Genomic DNA, 16,979 nt, shown 5'->3' on the forward strand with positions numbered 1-16,979 from the left:
CGCCGCTCGTCGCCACCACGGCTGACGCCCGGAGCGACGCCCTATGAGTCGGCGATATTGCTGAGCAGCACGCAGGCGCGGGCGATCGCGTTCTGATCCTCGGGGCTGAGTGCTTGCAGGTGCGCGTCCAGCCAGGCATTGCGCTGGATGCGAGCGGCGCGGGCGAGTTCGGCTCCTTCGGGAGTGGGGCTGAACAGCACCTTTCGGCCATCGTTCGGATCGGCCGTACGGACCGCGTAGCCGGCCGAGGTGAGCCGGTTCACGGTCTGGCTCATGGACGCGGGGGCGACGTGGTCGTGTTCGCTGAGCTGGGTCAGGGTCTGTGGGCCGTTCTTGTACAGCCGGGTGAGCACTTCGAGCGCCGTGTCTCCGAGGCTGCCGTCCGGGCGTTCGCTGCGGAACCGGCGGTAGAGGCGCCCCACCGTTGATCGCACTTGACCGCCGAGCCCGGTCTCGCCGAGGACGCCCGAGCCTTCACCGGTTGCACCCGTCTCCATGGGTCATTAGTGTACCTAAACACAGATATTTAGTATACCTAAGCACCCTGGTAACGCGTCGATCGGAGCGCCATGACAGTACGTATCCCCGTCGGCGGGGCGAGCGTGGGTAGAGAGCCGTTCACGTGGCGCTTCACCACCCCGCTGTTCGTCGGATCCGCATTGAACGCGATCAACAGCTCCATGATCGCCACCGCGCTCGTACCGATTGCGGCCGGCCTGCACGTCTCGGTAGGTCGGACCACGTCCCTGGTGACCGCGCTGTATCTGGCCAGCGCGATCGCCCAGCCCACGGCGGGGAAGGCCGCCGAGGTCTTCGGTGCCCGCCGGGTCTTCCTGCTCGGGATCGCGCTGGTCCTGCTCGGCGGAGTCCTTGGCGGGGTGGCGCGGAACCTCGTCGTGCTGCTGGCCGCCCGGGTGGTGATCGGCCTGGGCAGCTCCTGCGCCTACCCGACGGCGATGATGCTCATCCAGCGCCGCGCCACGGCAGCCGGGATGGCGAAACCACCCGGCGGTGTGCTCGGCGGCCTGCAGATCGCCGGCGTCGCCACCGCCTCGCTGGGCCTGCCCATCGGCGGCGTCCTGGTCCAGGCGGCCGGCTGGCGGTGGGTGTTCCTCGTCAACGTGCCGGTGGCCCTTGTCGCTCTTGCCGCGGCGCTGATCTGGATTCCGCGCGACGCCGCGCGGCGGGCGCCGGGAAACGCCCGCGAGGTCATCGCCCGCGTCGATCTGCTCGGCATCATCGGCTTTGCCCTGGCGATGACGGCCCTGCTGGCGTTCCTGTTCTCGATCCCGGAACCGAACTGGATCATGCTGGCCGCCGCCGTGGTGCTGTTCACCGTCCTGACCCGGTGGGAGCTACGCGCCGGGCACCCGTTCGTCGACATGCGGCTGCTGGTCCGCAACGGGGCGCTGACCCGGACGTACCTGCGATACGCCCTCGTCGCCCTGTGCGTGTACCTCGTCCTTTACGGCATCACCCAATGGCTGCAGGCCGGACGCGGGATGTCCGCCCTCGGCACAGGACTGCTCCTGCTGCCGACGAGCGCCGTCTCCGGTGTCGTCGTCGCACTGATCTCGCGGCGCAACCTGGTTCGCGGCCCGGTCATCGTCGCGGCTGCGGCCAGCCTGGTCGGGTCCGCCGGCGTGCTGCTGCTCTCCTCGGACGCCGCCGTCGTCTGGATCGTGCTGATCACCGTGCTCTTCGGCGTCGCGCTCGGCACCGGCGCCAGCGGGAACCAGATCGCCCTCTACACCCAAGCGCCACCCGAGCAGCTGGGTGTCGCCTCCGGGTTGTTCCGCACCTTCGGCTACGTCGGCTCCATCGCCTCCTCCGCCGTCACCGGCATCGTCTTCCACACCAGCGTGAAAGACAGCGGCGTCCACTTGATCGCTCTCGTCATGACCGGCGTCAGCATCGCCGCCGTCGCACTGTCCGTCCTCGACCGGGCCCTCCGCGGCCCGGGCCGGCCCACCACCCGACCGTAGAAGGAGGAACCGACCCCATGCCCAACCCCCTCGGCCGCGCGCTGCGCCATCGACGCGCGGGACACCACACCCTCGTCTGGGCCCACCCCGACCTGCGGGCCCCGGAAAACTTCGCCCTCACGAGCCCCGCCTTCGGCCAGGGCACCGCAATCCCCGAGCGATACCGCGGCCGGCTCTTCGGCGCCGACATCTCACCGGCCCTCGCCTGGACACCACCACCGGCCGGCACCGCCGAACTCGTGCTCATCGTGCAGGATCCCGACGTACCGTTCGGGAAACCCGCCACCCACGCACTCACCCTCGGCATCGACCCGGCCCTGCCCGGCATCCCCGAGAACGGCCTCACCCGGCCCGGCTCGATCGACGGACTCAAACACGGAAGAGGCGCCCTCGGCCACCGCGGCTGGGCCGGCCCCATGCCCATCCCCTCGCACGGTCCGCACTCCTACGTCTTCCAGCTCTTCGCCCTCGACCACCGACCCGAGTTACCCGAGAAGTTCGCCCTCACCGACGCCCTCCACGCCATGACCGGACACGTCATCGGACGTGCCCGGCTCGACGGCACCTACGAAATCCGGTAGCCGCCAAGGCCGCGATGGCGGGCCTGTACGGCGTGCTCTACGTGGAGGTGGCCCGGCGGCCCGATGGCCACACTTCAGGGCCACCTGGCGATCCCCGTGACCGACGGATGCTTCCGTGGAATCTCGTGTTCTGAGAACTGGGTGGACCCCGCCGCGGTGTGCGGGGAACAGTCGGGTTGTGGAGAACATCGTCACGGTACGTCATCGTTCGGTGGAGGAGATCAGGGAGCGGCTGCCCCTCGTGCGGCGGTCCCCGCGGGACCTGGGCGCTCTGGCGCTGGCCGTCTGCCGGCCGGCGGTCGACGCCCGCGAGGTGCTGTCCCACGCCGAGCTCGACCTGGAGACCGGGCTGATCGGCGACGGCTGGAGCCGGCGGGCCGGTTCCCGCACCGACCCGTCGCCGAACCCCGAACGGCAGCTGACCGTCATCAACTCCCGGTTCATCGAGCTGATCGCGGGCCCCGACCGGGACGCCTGGGCCCTCGCCGGCGACCAGCTCTACGTCGACCTCGACCTGAGCGTCGACGCCCTGCCGACCGGCTCCCGCCTGGCGATCGGCGACCGGGCCGTGATCGAGGTGACCGAGCCCCCGCACAACGGCTGCGCCAAGTTCGCCGCCCGGTTCGGCCGCGACGCGCACAAAATCGTCTGGACCGAGGAGGGCCAGCGACTCCGCCTGCGCGGCCTCAACGCCCGCGTGATCGTCGGCGCGCCGATCGCAACGGGCGACGCCGTACGGGTCACGCTCCGGTCGACGCCGTAGGGCGTTCCTGGGTCAGCGCCAGGTGGTGGCCGTCCGGATCGCGGAAGAAGGTCATCCACAGTTCGTGGTCCTCGGTCCGGTGGACCACGTGCGGCTTGTCGACGAATTCGACGCCCGCGTCGGCCAGCCGGAGCTGTTCCGCGTGGATGTCGTCCACGGCGAAGTACAGCGTGACCTTGCTGGCGAACTCCGGCGGCTCCGGCACCCCGAGGTAGAGCCGCACGTCGCCGCTGGCGAAGAAGGCCATCGGCTGGCCGGGCACGACGAACAACAAGGGAATGCCGAGCACGTCGCGGTAGAAGGCGACCGACCGGTCGAGGTCCGTGATGCTGACGTGGATCTGGGTGACTGGCCCGAGTGCCATGGCTCTCCTATACTTCACCGCGGTTTATTGTTCACCTAGGTGAAGGTTAGTGATGGCTGGTCGCAAGCGTCAATCCCCGCAGCTGCCGCAGCCGCCGGCGGGGCTGCCCGCCGACGACCGGCATCGCGCCGCGAACGTGCTGCATTCGGCGGCGGTACGGTTGCTGCGCCGGGCCGCGGCCGCCGACCGGGGGATGGACCTCGATGGGCCGCGCGCCTCCCTGCTGTCGGTCCTCGTGTTCGGCGGCGCGCAGACGATGAGCCAGCTCGCCGAGCGCGAGCGGGTCACCCCGCCGGCGATCACGAAGCTGGTCTCGGCGCTGGAGTCGGCCGGGCTGGCCGCGCGCCGGCCGTCCTCGAGCGACCGGCGGGTGGTGCTGGTGGACGCCACCGACGCGGGGCGCGATGTGCTGGAGCGTGGGCGGGCCGAGCGCGTACGAGCGGTGGCCCAGCTGCTCGACGGGCTGCCCGCGGCCGACCTGGCGACGCTGGAACGCGCGGCTCAGATCATCGGCGAGCGGCTCGCCGCGTCGTAGGCGGCGGCCAGGGCCTCGTGGAGGACGACGCGCTCCGGGCGGCCCTGCTCGCGGGCCAGCGCGGCGACGTCCTCGAACTCGGGCATCACCTGCACCACGACTCCGTCGCGAGAACCGACCTTCACGCGTACGCGGCCTTCGCCGACGGATACCTCGACGAACTCGCGATCCAGGGCGACCCGGCCGCGCTCGCTGTGCCGGATGCCGAGGGTGCTGGTGTCCCGGAAGATCCGGTCGCGGGCGGCCGCGGCGAGGTCCGCCCGGCAGAGGACGCTCAGCGTGTGGGCGGGGCGGCCCTTCTTCATCAGGATCGGGGTGAGCCAGGCGTCGGCGGCGCCCAGGTCGAGGAGGCCGCTCAGGACGCCGGGCCAGAGCCGGGGATCGAGATCGTCCACGTTGGCCTCGAGCAGGATCAGGGCTTCGCCGGGGCCCGGGGTCTTCGCGCCGACGAGCACCCGGACGATGTTCGCCCGGCCGGCGGGGTCGCGGCTGCCCGCGCCGGCACCCACCGACTCGAGTCGCATCGCGGGGAGCGGCTCGCATACCTGAGCGAACGTACGGAGCAGCGCCATGCCGGTCGGGGTGGCGAGCTCGCCGTCGCCGCCGGCAGCCACCTGCCAGCCTCGGGACAGCTCGGCCACCGCGGGAGCGGGTACCGGGAGACGGCCGTGGCCGGCCCGGACCGTGCCGGCTCCGAGCGCCACCGGGCTCGCCGAGACGGCGGTGATGCCCAGGTCGGCCAGGGCGGCGCAGCAGCCGACCACGTCGGCGATCGCGTCGAGGGCGCCCACCTCGTGGAAGTGCACCTCGTCGGGGGTGATGCCGTGCACACGGGCCTCGGCCTCGGCGAGCCGGCCGAAGACCGCGCGGGCGGTGGGCTCGGTGAGCAGGTCCCGGATCTCGTGCCAGTGGCGTTCCGGCGGGTCGGGGTCGAGCAGGTCGATGTCCACCTTGAGCGCCCGCAGCCCGGCGCGGCGCACCTCATGGGTACGCACCCGGACGGCGTCACCGGCGACCGCGTCGATCGCCGCCCGCACCGCCTGCTCGCTCGCCCCCGCATCGAGCAGGGCACCGAGCAGCATGTCCCCGGCGATCCCGGCCGAGGCGTCGATCCATGCGTGCCGGCCCTCGCTCACGCTCCCCGCCGCCCTTCGGGGGAGATCTCGGAGATGGCGGACGGGGCGGCGATCTGGGCCGCCAGGTGGCCCGCGCCGTAGCCGTTGTCGATGTTCACCACGGCCACGCCCGGGGCGCAGGCGTTGAGCATCGTCAACAGGGCGGCCAGCCCCTCGAAGGCGGCGCCGTACCCCACCGACGTCGGGACGGCGATCACCGGCGCGGAGATCAGGCCGGCCACCACGCCGGGGAGGGCGCCGTCCATCCCGGCCACCACCACGACCGCTCGCGCCCGGCGCAACAGGTCCAGGTGGGAGAGCACGCGATGGAGCCCGGCCACGCCCACGTCGACCACCAAGTCCGCGGCTCGGCCCAGGTAGCGGGTGGTCAGCAGGGCCTCCCGGGCGACCGGCAGGTCCGAGGTGCCGGCGGCCAGGACCACGACCGGCCCGCCGCTCGGCGCCGGCGAAACGGGCGGCCAGGCGAGCAGGCCCGCCGACGGGTCGTGGAAGGCATCGGGCAGGACGTCGAGAATCGCGACGGCGTGGGCCGGGGTGGCCCGGGTGAAGAGGGTGACCATGTCGGGCCGCGAGCGCACCGCGGCCGCGATGCCGGCGACCTGCGAAGGGGTCTTGCCGGCGCAGTAGACGGCCTCGGGATAGCCGCGCCGCCGCGCCCGATCCACATCAAGGTCCGCAAAGGACGAAATATCGGAAATGTCGGTCACTCTGCAGCCTCGCCAATCGCCGCTTGGGTGAAGGCTCCCGATTGGATGCCGGCCAGATCGAGGGTCACATAGCGGAAACCGGCGGCCGTGACCGCCTCGTGGATCCGGGAGCGCAGCGGCTCGGCGGCGGCCCGGGGCAGGTCGTCCGGCGGCAGTTCCACCCGGGCCACGTCGCCGTGGTGGCGTACCCGCAGATCGGCGAAGCCCAGGCGGCGGAGCGCGGCCTCGGCCTGCTCGATCTGGCTCAGCTTGCGGGGGAGCACCGCCGAGAAATGCGGGATGCGGGAGGCCAGGCAGGGCGCGGCCGGCTTGTCGGCGCTGGACAGGGCGAACGAGCGGGCGATCCGGCGCACGTCCGCCTTGGTCAGCCCGGCCGTGGCCAGCGGAGTCAGCACCCCGTGCGCGGTGGCCGCCCGCGAGCCCGGGCGGTCGTCCCGGCGTACGTCATCGGCATTTTCGCCGTAAGCTATCGCGTCCAGTCCGTGCTCGGCCACGACGGACGCGTCGATCCGGGTGAACAGCTCGTCCTTGCAGTGGAAGCAGCGGTCCGGGCCGTTCGCGCGATACTCCGGGCGGTCACCCTCGTGCGTCGCCACCTCGATCAGGGGCACGCCGATCTGGTCGGCCACCGCGTGGGCGGCGGTGCGCTCGTCGGCGGCCAGGCTGGGGGAGACACCCAGGAGAGCGACGACCCGGCCGGGGCCGAGCGCCCGGGCCGCCAGCGCCAGCAGCACCGACGAATCGACGCCGCCGGAGAACGCCACCCCCAGGCGCCGCACCCCGGAAAGCTGCCGCGCCACGGCGGCGACGGCCTCGTCGGCTTCGGCAGTGGCGAGATCGGAGTCGCTCATGACGGCCATTGCACGCCGGAAGCCCCGGTGATCGGCAAGCGGTTGCCACAAGTTGCGCTCACGGCCGCCACACCACGATCTCGACGTCGCCCAGCTGCTCGGCGAACCGCCCCGCCGGCGCGGCCGCCCGCAGCACCTTGCGCAGGTCGGCGTCGAATTCCTCGAGGCGCGCCCCGAGCAGGTGCGGCGTGGATCCGGAGAGCGAGTAGACCGAGGAGACAACCTCATCGGCCGTACGCTCGACCACACCCATCGGGACGAACCGGCGACGCGGCCCGGCCCAGCCCTCGGCCCGCATGACGTCCTCCTCGCCGGAGCGTCCCTCGTCCGGCAGGGTGCCGCGCCCGGCCCGCCGCTCGGGCCCGAGATACGCCCGGACGAGCGCGCCGATCTCCTCCCACGGCGGCCGGGGAAAGGGCAGCGGACCGGTCGGCGGTACGCCCTGGTGGGTGCCCGCCCCGATGTGCACCCACGCCCCGCCCGGCTCGAGCATGCCGCGGCCGGCGCGGGCCACCGCGTGCTGGTCCATCCAGTGGAAGGACTGCGCGAAGGTCAGCACCCGGAACCTACCCAGGTCGGCCGGCAACTCCTCGGCGCGCAGGCACCGCCACTCGATCTCCGGGGCGCGCGCACGGGCCACCTCGATCATCCCCGGGTCGGCATCGACACCGACGGCCCCGGCGAAGAGCGGCGCGAGCACCGTGGTCAGCGAGCCGGGCCCGCACCCGACGTCGAGCAGCCGCCCGCCGCCGTCGAGGCCGAGCTCGTCCCGGACCGCGCCGGCCAGCGCCGGCGGATAGGGCACCCGGCCGGCCACGTAGTGCGGCGCGCTGCCGGCGTAGAGGGTCTCGTCCCACTTCCACGACCAGCTCACCCGCCCACGCTACCGGAGCCCCTCGCGGGCCCGGGCCTCGGTGGGGGCGAGCGCCGCGCCGAGCGTCCGGGCGGTGTCGATCAGCGGCACGTGGCTGAACGCCTGCGGAAAGTTGCCGACCAGGCGGCACTCCGCGGTGTCGTACTCCTCGGACAGCAGGCCCACGTCGTTGCGCAGGGCGAGCAGCCGGGCGAACGTCTCCCGGGCGTCCTCGTGCCGCCCCATCAGCGCGTAGTTGGCGGCCAGCCAGAACGTGCAGGCCAGGAAGGCGCCCTCACCCGGCGGCAGGCCGTCGACATCGGTGCCGGGGTGCTGGGTGTAGCGCCGCACGAAGCCGTCGGCCATCAGGTGCTTCTCGATCGCGGCGACCGTGCCCACCACCCGCTCGTCGTCGCCCGGCAGGAAGCCGACCAGCGGGGCCATCAGCATGGCCGCGTCCAGCTCGGTGGAGCCGTAGAACTGGGTGAACGTACGGCGGTCCCGGTCATGGCCCTTCTCCAGGATCTCGGCCCGGATCTCGTCGCGCAACCGGGTCCAGCGCCCGGCCGGGCCGTCGAAGCCGAACTCGTCGACCGCCTTGACCGCGCGGTCGGCGGCCACCCAGGCCATCAGCTTGGAGTGGACGAACTGCTTCGGGCCGCCGCGCACCTCCCAGATGCCCTCGTCCGGGTCCCGCCAGTGCCGCTCGACGAACTCCATGAGCTTCACCTGCAGGCCCCAGGCCGGCGCGCCGGCCTTCAGCCCGGCGCGCCGGCCCTGATGCAGGGCATCCATCACCTCGCCGTAGACGTCCAGCTGGAACTGCTCGGCGGCGGCGTTGCCGATCCGCACCGGATTGCCGTCGTAGCCGGTCAGCCAGTCGGCGACGTACTCGCCCAGGCGGCGCTCGCCAGCCACGCCGTACATGATCTGCAGTTCGGCGGGGTTGCCGGCGATCGCCCGCAGCAGCCATTTGCGCCAGGCGATCGCCTCGCTCTGAAAGCCCGAATACATGAGCGATTGCCGCGAGCCGTTTCACGGTCGGCTGTGTTCTCGAAGAACAGGCGGACGATCAAGCGCAGCCGGACGATCAAGCGCATGCGGGCGATCGGGACGTGCCACCCATCGATCACGAATCCGCGTTCGAGGCGGGTCTGGCCCTCATCCTCGGCGGCCTGGTCGCTCGGACAGGTCCGGCAGAATGACGTGATGACGCCATTCGATGCGGGCTCCGAGCCCGTCTATTACGTGGTCGAGATGACCGTGCCCTTCACCTCGCTGGCGGAGGCGCAGGCCAAAGCCGCGGAGCCCCTGGCCGAGCACGTCAGGCTGACGACGGATCTGCATCGTGCGGGGGAGGTGCTGATGGCCGGTGCCTTCCTGGAGCCCGACGCCCAGGACGGCTACCTGCGGACGATGGCCGTCTGCCGCAGCCGGGAGGCCGCCGATCGCTTCGTGGCCGGCGACCCGTTCGTTCGGAACGGGACCGTGGTCGACCACCGCGTCCGCGCGTGGGCCAACCTGTTCGCGGGGCCGCGCCCGGCAAGCTGAGTGCGGCCCCGCGTGACGGTCACCCCTTGACCGAGCCGGCCAGCAGCCCGCGGACGAAGTAGCGCTGGAGCAGCACGAACACCACGACCGGCACCAGGATGGAGACGAACGCCCCGGCCGACAGCAGTTGCCAGGCCGTGCCCCGGGTGCCGCTCAGGTTGGCCAGGGCCAGGGTGATCGGGGCGACCTCGTTGCCGCCGCCCGCGAACACCAGGGCGACCAGCAGGTCGTTCCACACCCAGAGGAACTGGAAGATGCCGAACGCCGCCAGCGCCGGGGTGAGCAGCGGCAGCATCACCTTGAAGAAGATCGACACGTGGCCGGCGCCGTCCACCCGGGCGGCCTCGATCAGGCCGGCCGGCACCTCGCGCATGAAGTTGTGCAGGAGGTAGATGGCCAGCGGCAGCGCGAACGTCGAGTGGGCCAGCCACAGGGTCCAGAACGTGCCGGTGATGTGCATGTGCACGAAGATCTCGAGCACCGGGATCAGCGTGATCTGCAATGGGACGATCTGCAACGCGAAGATCGTGATGAACAGGAAGTTCTTCCCGGGGAAGTTGATCCAGGCGAAGGCGTACGCGGCCAGCGACGCCAGCGCCAGCGGGATGAGCACCGCCGGGATGCAGATGACCAGCGAGTTGACGAAGAAGTCGGCCATGTTGACGCCGCCGTCCTCGCCGAACACGGACCGGTAGTTGTCCAGGGTCAGCTGCGGGTCGGCGAAGAACGTCCACCAGCCGGTGCGCTTGATCTTCGTCTCCGGGCGGAACGACGACACCAGCAGGCCGAACGTCGGGATGGTCCAGAGCACCGCGATGACGATCGCGGCCAGCGACGCCCACGGCGAGCTGAGCCGCTTCTTGGCGACGGCGGCGGCGCTGGGCCTGGTGGGGATCAGGTCGGATTCCGTCGCCAGCGGAGTAACGGCGGTCATCGTGCCTCCGATCGGCGAACCTGCCGGATGTTGTACGCGACGACCGGGATGACCAGGATGAACAGCAGTACCGCGAGAGCGGCGCCGAGCCCCTGGTTGTCGGCCCGGAACGTCTGGCTGTAGAACTCGTTCGCCACCACGCTGGTCTTGAAGTTGCCGCCGGTCATCGTGCGGACGACGTCGAAGACCTTCAGCGTGCCGATGCCGATGGTGGTCAGCACCACCACGATGGTCGGCCGGACGCTGGGCACCGTGATGTTCCGGAACATCGTCCAGGCGTTGACGCCGTCGAGCCGGGCGGCCTCGACGATGTCGTCCGGGATCGCCTTGATCGCCGCGGACAGCACGGTCATGGCGAAGCCGGCCTGGATCCAGATCATCACGATGATCAGCAGGAATGTGTTCAGCGGCGACTCGATGAGCAGCTGGACCGGCTTGCCGCCGAGCCACACGATGACCTGGTTGATCAGGCCGATCTGCTTCACGTTCGCCTGGTCGGGGCGGTACTCGTACATGAACTTCCAGATCACCGACGCCGCCACGAACGAAATGGACATCGGCAGGAAGATGAGTGCCTTCGCGAACGACTCGAATCGGGACTTGTCCACCAGAATGGCGTAGAGAAGGCCGATGCCGGTCGCCAGGAACGGCGTGATGACCACCCAGAGCACCGTGTTGCGCAGAACGGTGAGCTGATCGTCGTCGGTGAAGATGGTCTTGTAGTTGTCGATCCCGACGAACGCCTTGCCGGCGGCGTCGAAGAACGATTCATAGATCGTCCGGAGGCCGGGGTAGACCAGGCCGAACGTGAGCATCAGCACGACGGGCAGCAGGTACAGGTACCCGACCCACTTCTCGTGCCGCTTGCCGCCGAGCCGGCCGGCGAAGAACAGGATGACCCCCATGACCGCGGCGAACAGCAGAAGGGCCGCGACCATTTGTAAGAGTTTTTCCGGGGTGGTGGAGGCGGTGTTGAACACGCGACCCGTACCTCCTTCGTGCTGGAGAGGTGAAGAGGCGAAGGCCGGCCGGGAGAACGGTGCCCTCCCGGCCGGCCCCTGGTGGAGCTATCAGATCACTTCGGCCAAGACTTTTCGATGTTGTCGACCGTCGTCTTGGTGTCCTGCCCGGTGATCCAGGCGGTCGCCTGCTTCCAGAACGAGTCCGAGCCGACCGCGGCGGGCATCTGGTCCGAGCCGTCGAAGCGGAACGTCGCCTTCGGGTCGGACAGGATCGACGCCGCGAGCTTGTCGATCGGGCTGGTCAGGTTGGCCTGGTCGAGACCCTTGTTGGCGCTCACCCAGCCGCTGCCCTGCTTGGCCTTGATGTTGGCCCAGGTGTCCGAGGACAGGTAGGTCTGGAACGCCTTGACCTCGGGCCGGTCGGCGAAGGAGAGCACGAACTCGCCACCGCCGAGCACCGGCTTGGTGGAGGCGTCCTTGCCCGGCAGGTAGAACGCGAAGACGTCGCCGTCCTGGGCCACCTTCTTGTCCTTCGGCCAGTTCGCCGCGTAGAAGCTGGCCTGGCGGTGCATCATGCAGGTGCCGTCGAGGATCGGCAGGCCGCCGTCCTGGAAGGTGGTCGACGCGATGCTCTTGACGTCGCCGAGGCCGCCGTTGACGTAGGCGGGATTCTTCAGGTATGCGCCGACCGCGTCCAGGGCCGCCGTCGACTCGGGGCCGTTGAACGGGATCTGGTGGTTGACCCACTTGTCGTACGTCTCCGGCCCGTAGAGCCGGAGCATGAAGTCCTCCATCCAGTCGGTGACCGGCCAGCCGGTGGCGTCACCGGAGGCGATGCCGGCGCACCACGGCATCTTCTTGTCGGCGACCATCTTGTCGCTGAGCGCCTTCAGCTCGTCGAGCGTGGTCGGGATCTGGTAGTTGCCCTCCTTGAAGTCGGCCGGCGAATACCACACCAGCGACTTCACGCTCGCGCCCAGCGGCGCGGCGTAGAACTTGCCGTCGACCGTGCCGTACGCCTTCCAGTCCTTGCTCCAGAACTTGTCGACGTTCGCCTCGGTCTCGGGCGGCGCGGCGACCGCCTTGCCGGTGGCCACGAGCTGCTTGAGCAGACCGGGCTGCGGCACGATGGCGAGGTCGGGCGGGTTGCCCGCCTTCGCGCGGACCAGGATCTGGGTCTCGAAGGACTTGTCGCCGTCGTACTTGACCGTGACGCCGGTGCACTGCTCGAATGGCTTGTACGAGTTGATGTGCGGGGTGTCCTCCGGGGTGACGATACCGGTGTAAATGGAAACCGTCTTGCCCTTGAGATCACCGAATTTGGTGTATGGCGCGCAGTCGATCGCTGACGCCGACGCGCCGGATGACCCGCTGCTTCCGGAATCCTTGCTGCCGCCGCAGGCTGCCACGCTGAAGATCAGCCCGGCGCTCAGCGTGCTGGCCAGCACGACCCGCGAACGCGGGCTCGTGGGTTGTCCGAACATACCGCTCCCTATGTCAAATCGCGCCTCCGACATCCGAAGACGTCGCCGTCCGAAGCGCTACTTGGCTCACAGTCAAGTGGTGACCGGCACGTTGCGCAATGATTTCCGCTTGATCGACTCGGTAACGATACGGCAGCGGTGACCCGGGGCCCTTAACCGGTTAAGGAGAATCGCAGGTCAGGCGCGCATTGGCCCCAAGGAGACCCTAGACGCGAAGCGGCCGCCCCGCTCGGATATCTGGGATATCCGGTGGGACGGCCGGTGTCCTGCCCAAATCGGGCTTATCGGGAACTCAGCCCGAGACCGCCAGATATTTGTAGCCGAGGCGCCCCATCCGCTCGCTGTCCAGCACGTGCCGGCCGTCCAGCAGGATCGGCGTACGCATCAATCCGACGAACTTGCCCCAGTCCAGCTCGAGGTACTGCGCCCACTTGGTGACCAGCACCACCGCGTCGCAGTCGTCGAAGAGCCCGTCGAGCGTCTCGCAGAGGTACGGTGCGAGCTCGGGTTGCTCCCGGCGGAACCGCTCGGCGGCCACCGGGTCGTGCAGCCGCACCCGGGCGCCCCGGGCCAGCAGCATCTGGGCGATGTCGACCGCGGGGGAGTCGCGCAGGTCGTCGGTGTTCGGCTTGAACGCGATGCCGAGCAGGCCAATCTTGCGGCCCTTGAGGATGCGCAGCTCGTCCTGCAGCCGCTCCACGGCCGCGGCGCGCTGCCGGTCGTTGACCTCGCGGGCCGCCTTCACGATCGGCATCTCGAGCTTGTACTCGCCGGCGGTCGCGATCAGTGCCTTGGTGTCCTTGCCGAAGCAGGAGCCACCCCAGCCCACGCCGGGCTCGAGGAAGCGGGAGCCGATCCGCTGGTCGAGGCCGATGCCGCGGGCCACCTCGGTGATGTCCGCGCCGACCTTGCCGGCCAGCTGGCCGATCTCGTTCACAAAGCTGATCTTCAGGGCCAGGAACGCGTTGGCCGCATACTTGATCAGCTCGGCCGAGGCCAGGTCGGTGGAGACCAGCGGGACCGCGCCGGTGTCGTCCGGGCGGGGCAGGAAGCTGGGCGCCGTGAACGTCTGGTTGATGATCGGCCGGTAGAGGTGGTTGAGCACCTCGAGGCTGCGCGGATTGTCCGAGCCGATGACGATGCGGTCCGGGTAGAGGGTGTCGTGGATCGCGTTGCCCTCGCGCAGGAACTCCGGATTCGACGCGACCGAGAATTCGCAGCCGGCCGGGCGGTCGGCGCGGTCGGCGAAGGACTCGCGGAGAATCGCGTCCACCCAGTTGCCGCTGCCGATCGGGACCGTCGACTTGTTCACCACCACGGTGAAGGTGTGGTCGAGGTTGCGGGCCACGCTCTCCGCGGCCGAGCGCAGGTAGCGCAGGTCGGGGCTGCCGTCCTCGGCCGAGGGGGTCTGCACGGCGACGAACACCACGTCGGCGCCGGGCACCGCCTCGGCGTAGCTGGTGGTGAAGGTCAGGTTGGCGGCGGCCTCGGCGAGAAGGTCCTCCATGCCCGGCTCGTAGATCGGGCACTTGCCGGCCGTGAGCATGTCGACCTTGTTCCGGTCCAGGTCGACGCAGGTCACCTGATGCCCGAGGAACGCCAGGCTGACCCCGGTCGTGAGACCGACATAGCCCGTGCCGACAACGCAAACCCTCATGAACCGCTCCTCATCCGGCCGTGGACAACGCCAGACTATACACAGAGTCGAAACATTACCTCCTGGGCTAAACGTCCGCTCGGTTGACGGAAGGTGTTCGCGCCATATCGGCGCGTTGCTGAACGTTTTTAAGCAATTGAGTGGCGCCAATTCTTAATGGTCGCCTTAAAAATCGCGCGATTGTCAACTTGGGGTTTCTGGCTCTTGACAGGGCGATGACGCGGGGCCGACGCTTCTGGGAGCGCTCCCATGTGAACGCCTGTCTATGAAAGGTGCCGGATGAGAAGGACAGCGATCGGGGCGGCGGTCACCGCCCTGTTGGCCGGGGCGGTGGCGTACGCGCTGGCGCCCGCGACCACGGCGTCGGCGGCCGCGGCCGACCCGTACACCTGGAAGAACGTCCGGATCGACGGCGGTGGCTTCGTCCCGGCCATCGTCTTCAACCCGGGCGAGAAGAACCTCATCTACGCCCGCACCGACATCGGCGGGGCGTACCGGTGGAACGAGACCGACCAGAGCTGGACCCCGCTGCTCGACTGGGTCGGTCAGGACAACTTCGGCTACAACGGGGTGCTGTCCATCGCCCCCGACCCGGTCGACACCAAGCGGGTGTACGCCGCGGTCGGCATGTACACCAATGACTGGGACCCGAACAACGGCGCGATCCTGCGCTCCTCGGACAAGGGCACCACCTGGCAGGTCACCACGCTGCCGTTCAAGAACGGCGGGAACATGCCCGGCCGGGGCGTCGGCGAGCGCCTCGCCGTCGACCCGCACAACGACAAGAACGTCTGGTTCGCCGCCGAGGGCGGCAACGGGCTCTACAAGAGCTCCGACTACGGCGTGACCTTCAGCAAGGTCACCAGCTTCCCGAACGCCGGCAACTACGTGCAGGACCCGACCGACACCAACAACTACCTCAACCAGAACCAGGGCCTGAGCTGGGTCACGTTCGGCGCCGCCAACCAGATCTTCGTGGGCGTCGCGGACAAGTCCAACCCGGTCTACATGTCCAACGACAACGGCTCGACGTGGAGCAGGATCGCCGGCGAGCCCACCGGGTATCTCGCCCACAAGGGCGTGGTGCAGGGCAACTACCTGTTCATCGCGACCAGCGACACCGGCGGGCCGTACGACGGCGGGGCCGGCGAGGTCTGGCGCTACGACATCACCGCCGGGACCTGGACCGACATCAGCCCGACCGCGGTCGCCGACCGGTACTACGGCTACTCCGGGCTCACCGTCGACACGCAGCACCCCGGAACGCTGATGGTCGCCACCCAGATCTCCTGGTGGCCGGACGCGATCTTCTTCCGCAGCACCGACAACGGCGCGACCTGGACCCGGATCTGGGACTGGACGAGCTACCCGAGCATGTCCAAGCGGTACACCATGGACATCTCCGCCGACCCCTGGCTGACCTTCAACAACAACCCGCAGCCGCCCGAGTCCACCCCGAAGCTCGGCTGGATGAACGAGACGCTCGCCATCGATCCGTTCAACTCCGACCGGATGATGTACGGCACCGGCGCCACGCTCTACGGCACGACCCAGCTGACGAACTGGGACAAGAACACCACCTTCACCATCAAACCGATGGCCAAGGGCATCGAGGAGACCGCCGTCCTCGACCTGGCCAGCCCGCCCTCCGGCGCGCCGCTGGTCAGCGCGCTCGGCGACATCGGCGGCTTCTACCACGCGTCGCTCGACGCGGTGCAGCCCAGCTTCCACAACAGCCCGAGCCTGGGCAGCAACACCAGCCTCGACTTCGCCGAACTAACGCCCACGGTGTTCGCGCGGGTCGGGAACGCCGACGCGGCCCCGCACATCGGCATCTCCGCCGACGGCGGCAAGAACTGGTACCAGGGCCAGGAACCGGCCGGGGTGACCGGCGGCGGCACCATCGCGGTCGGCGCGGACGCCGGATACATGGTCTGGTCGCCGCAGGGCACCGGGGTCTACTACAGCACCACGCGCGGCAGTTCGTGGACCGCGTCGGCCGGAGTTCCCGCGGGAGCGATCGTCGAATCGGACCGGGTCAACCCCAGGACCTTCTACGCGTACGCCGCGGGCAAGTTCTACACCAGCAAGGACGGCGGCGCCACGTTCACCGCGTCGTCGGCCGCCCTGCCCTCCTCCGGCCGCCTGCACTTCCATGCGGTGCCGGGAACCGAGGGCGAAGTCTGGTTCGCCGGGTCGACCGGGCTGCTGCGCTCGACCGACGCCGGCGCCACGTTCACCAAGGTCTCCTCGGTGACCTCCGGGATCAACGTGGCGTTCGGCAAGGCCGCGCCCGGGCAGTCGCACCTGGCCGTCTTCCTGGTCGGCACCGTCGACGGCGTGGCCGGGGTCTTCCGCTCCGACGACAACGGCACCTCCTGGGTCCGGATCAACGACGACGCCCACCAGTACGGCAACGCCGGCGACGCCCTGGCCGCCGACCCGCGCGTCTTCGGCCGGGTCTACCTCGGCACCAACGGCCGCGGCATCTTCTACGCCGATCGCAACGCCACCGCGACCACCCCGCCGACGACAACTCCCACCACGCCGCCGACGACGAGCCCCACCACGCCGCCGACGACCACCCCCACCACCCCGCCGACGACGACCCCCACC

17 protein-coding genes are annotated in these 16,979 nt (G+C 69.9%); 6 read left to right on the forward strand and 11 right to left on the reverse strand.

All coding sequences use genetic code 11. From position 1 onward, the window contains the following. Nucleotides 1-41 precede the first annotated feature (41 nt). On the reverse strand, nucleotides 42-497 hold the full coding sequence (locus IH26_RS0108530; protein ID WP_063763661.1) for a MarR family winged helix-turn-helix transcriptional regulator: 456 nt from the start codon (nucleotides 495-497) through the stop codon (nucleotides 42-44). Between the two features lie 72 nt (nucleotides 498-569). On the opposite strand from IH26_RS0108530, the gene IH26_RS0108535 reads away from it, so the two are divergent. From IH26_RS0108535 to IH26_RS0108545, 3 genes are all read left to right on the forward strand, one after another. Continuing rightward, entirely contained in the window at nucleotides 570-1,985 is a 1,416-nt protein-coding gene (locus IH26_RS0108535) for an MFS transporter (RefSeq protein WP_084598721.1), read from the forward strand. 17 nt (nucleotides 1,986-2,002) lie between these two features. Then, nucleotides 2,003-2,566 (forward strand): YbhB/YbcL family Raf kinase inhibitor-like protein, encoded by a 564-nt coding sequence (locus tag IH26_RS0108540; RefSeq protein ID WP_030435580.1) that lies wholly within the window; start codon nucleotides 2,003-2,005, stop codon nucleotides 2,564-2,566. A gap of 178 nt (nucleotides 2,567-2,744) precedes the next feature. Beyond that, nucleotides 2,745-3,329: an MOSC domain-containing protein gene (locus IH26_RS0108545; protein WP_030435581.1), complete on the forward strand. Its 585-nt coding sequence runs from the start codon at nucleotides 2,745-2,747 to the stop codon at nucleotides 3,327-3,329. Here the strand turns inward: IH26_RS0108545 and IH26_RS0108550 are convergent. Next, the gene (locus IH26_RS0108550) at nucleotides 3,307-3,693 is read right to left on the reverse strand and encodes a VOC family protein (RefSeq protein WP_030435582.1); all 387 of its coding nucleotides are present in this window, start codon (nucleotides 3,691-3,693) and stop codon (nucleotides 3,307-3,309) included. The genes IH26_RS0108545 and IH26_RS0108550 overlap by 23 nt on opposite strands. Before the next feature lie 52 nt (nucleotides 3,694-3,745). Here IH26_RS0108550 and IH26_RS0108555 point away from each other — a divergent pair, with 52 nt between their 5' ends. Beyond that, nucleotides 3,746-4,228: a MarR family winged helix-turn-helix transcriptional regulator gene (locus tag IH26_RS0108555; protein WP_051807753.1), complete on the forward strand. Its 483-nt coding sequence runs from the start codon at nucleotides 3,746-3,748 to the stop codon at nucleotides 4,226-4,228. Here the strand turns inward: IH26_RS0108555 and larC are convergent. Genes larC through IH26_RS0108580 form a run of 5 tightly spaced genes read right to left on the reverse strand, consistent with a single transcriptional unit; the run spans nucleotide 4,195 to nucleotide 8,789 of the window. After that, entirely contained in the window at nucleotides 4,195-5,364 is a 1,170-nt protein-coding gene (gene larC, locus IH26_RS0108560; RefSeq protein ID WP_030435584.1) for a nickel pincer cofactor biosynthesis protein LarC, read from the reverse strand. The two genes, IH26_RS0108555 and larC, sit on opposite strands and share 34 nt — an antisense overlap. Then, complete coding sequence (larB, locus tag IH26_RS0108565) at nucleotides 5,361-6,071, reverse strand: nickel pincer cofactor biosynthesis protein LarB (RefSeq protein ID WP_245665013.1); 711 nt, start codon at nucleotides 6,069-6,071, stop codon at nucleotides 5,361-5,363. The genes larC and larB overlap by 4 nt, the downstream gene beginning before the upstream one ends. Then, nucleotides 6,068-6,922, reverse strand: coding sequence for an ATP-dependent sacrificial sulfur transferase LarE (larE, locus tag IH26_RS0108570; RefSeq protein ID WP_030435586.1), 855 nt, complete (start codon nucleotides 6,920-6,922; stop codon nucleotides 6,068-6,070). Before larE ends, larB begins: the two co-directional genes overlap by 4 nt. 58 nt (nucleotides 6,923-6,980) lie before the next feature. Continuing rightward, nucleotides 6,981-7,796, reverse strand: coding sequence for a class I SAM-dependent methyltransferase (locus tag IH26_RS0108575; protein ID WP_030435587.1), 816 nt, complete (start codon nucleotides 7,794-7,796; stop codon nucleotides 6,981-6,983). Nucleotides 7,797-7,805: 9 nt separating this feature from the next. Next, nucleotides 7,806-8,789, reverse strand: coding sequence for a glycoside hydrolase family 15 protein (locus IH26_RS0108580; protein WP_084598722.1), 984 nt, complete (start codon nucleotides 8,787-8,789; stop codon nucleotides 7,806-7,808). 33 nt (nucleotides 8,790-8,822) lie between these two features. Between IH26_RS0108580 and IH26_RS62035 the strand changes: the two genes are divergently transcribed. Continuing rightward, nucleotides 8,823-9,326, forward strand: a complete 504-nt coding sequence (locus IH26_RS62035) for a YciI family protein (protein WP_034214038.1) — start codon at nucleotides 8,823-8,825, stop codon at nucleotides 9,324-9,326. Nucleotides 9,327-9,345: 19 nt separating this feature from the next. On the opposite strand, the gene IH26_RS0108590 is transcribed toward IH26_RS62035, so the two are convergent. The 4 genes from IH26_RS0108590 to IH26_RS0108605 all read right to left on the reverse strand — a co-directional run bounded on the left by IH26_RS0108590 (nucleotide 9,346) and on the right by IH26_RS0108605 (nucleotide 14,363). Next, on the reverse strand, nucleotides 9,346-10,260 hold the full coding sequence (locus IH26_RS0108590; RefSeq protein WP_030435590.1) for a carbohydrate ABC transporter permease: 915 nt from the start codon (nucleotides 10,258-10,260) through the stop codon (nucleotides 9,346-9,348). Further along, a complete protein-coding gene (locus IH26_RS0108595; protein WP_245665015.1) occupies nucleotides 10,257-11,198 on the reverse strand; it encodes a carbohydrate ABC transporter permease in 942 nt (313 codons plus the stop codon). The genes IH26_RS0108590 and IH26_RS0108595 overlap by 4 nt, the downstream gene beginning before the upstream one ends. A gap of 137 nt (nucleotides 11,199-11,335) precedes the next feature. Then, on the reverse strand, nucleotides 11,336-12,706 hold the full coding sequence (locus tag IH26_RS0108600) for an ABC transporter substrate-binding protein (RefSeq protein ID WP_030435592.1): 1,371 nt from the start codon (nucleotides 12,704-12,706) through the stop codon (nucleotides 11,336-11,338). Nucleotides 12,707-12,998: 292 nt separating this feature from the next. Next, a complete protein-coding gene (locus tag IH26_RS0108605) occupies nucleotides 12,999-14,363 on the reverse strand; it encodes a UDP-glucose dehydrogenase family protein (protein WP_030435593.1) in 1,365 nt (454 codons plus the stop codon). A 279-nt stretch (nucleotides 14,364-14,642) separates the two neighbouring features. On the opposite strand from IH26_RS0108605, the gene IH26_RS0108610 reads away from it, so the two are divergent. After that, a partial coding sequence (locus tag IH26_RS0108610; RefSeq protein WP_034214273.1) for a WD40/YVTN/BNR-like repeat-containing protein occupies nucleotides 14,643-16,979 on the forward strand: 2,337 nt, incomplete at its 3' end.

The organism is Actinoplanes subtropicus (genome assembly GCF_000721705.1).
GTDB lineage: Bacteria > Actinomycetota > Actinomycetes > Mycobacteriales > Micromonosporaceae > Actinoplanes > Actinoplanes subtropicus.

Bases quoted from the DNA above. Each gene is read 5' to 3' on its own strand.
- IH26_RS0108530 (WP_063763661.1), bottom strand. From the start codon at position 497: ATGGAGACGGGTGCAACCGGTGAAGGCTCGGGCGTCCTCGGCGAGACC.
- IH26_RS0108535 (WP_084598721.1), top strand. From the start codon at position 570: ATGACAGTACGTATCCCCGTCGGCGGGGCGAGCGTGGGTAGAGAGCCG.
- IH26_RS0108540 (WP_030435580.1), top strand. From the start codon at position 2,003: ATGCCCAACCCCCTCGGCCGCGCGCTGCGCCATCGACGCGCGGGACAC.
- IH26_RS0108550 (WP_030435582.1), bottom strand. From the start codon at position 3,693: ATGGCACTCGGGCCAGTCACCCAGATCCACGTCAGCATCACGGACCTC.
- IH26_RS0108555 (WP_051807753.1), top strand. From the start codon at position 3,746: ATGGCTGGTCGCAAGCGTCAATCCCCGCAGCTGCCGCAGCCGCCGGCG.
- larE (WP_030435586.1), bottom strand. From the start codon at position 6,922: ATGAGCGACTCCGATCTCGCCACTGCCGAAGCCGACGAGGCCGTCGCC.
- IH26_RS0108580 (WP_084598722.1), bottom strand. From the start codon at position 8,789: ATGTATTCGGGCTTTCAGAGCGAGGCGATCGCCTGGCGCAAATGGCTG.
- IH26_RS0108590 (WP_030435590.1), bottom strand. From the start codon at position 10,260: ATGACCGCCGTTACTCCGCTGGCGACGGAATCCGACCTGATCCCCACC.
- IH26_RS0108595 (WP_245665015.1), bottom strand. From the start codon at position 11,198: ATGGTCGCGGCCCTTCTGCTGTTCGCCGCGGTCATGGGGGTCATCCTG.
- IH26_RS0108600 (WP_030435592.1), bottom strand. From the start codon at position 12,706: ATGTTCGGACAACCCACGAGCCCGCGTTCGCGGGTCGTGCTGGCCAGC.
- IH26_RS0108605 (WP_030435593.1), bottom strand. From the start codon at position 14,363: ATGAGGGTTTGCGTTGTCGGCACGGGCTATGTCGGTCTCACGACCGGG.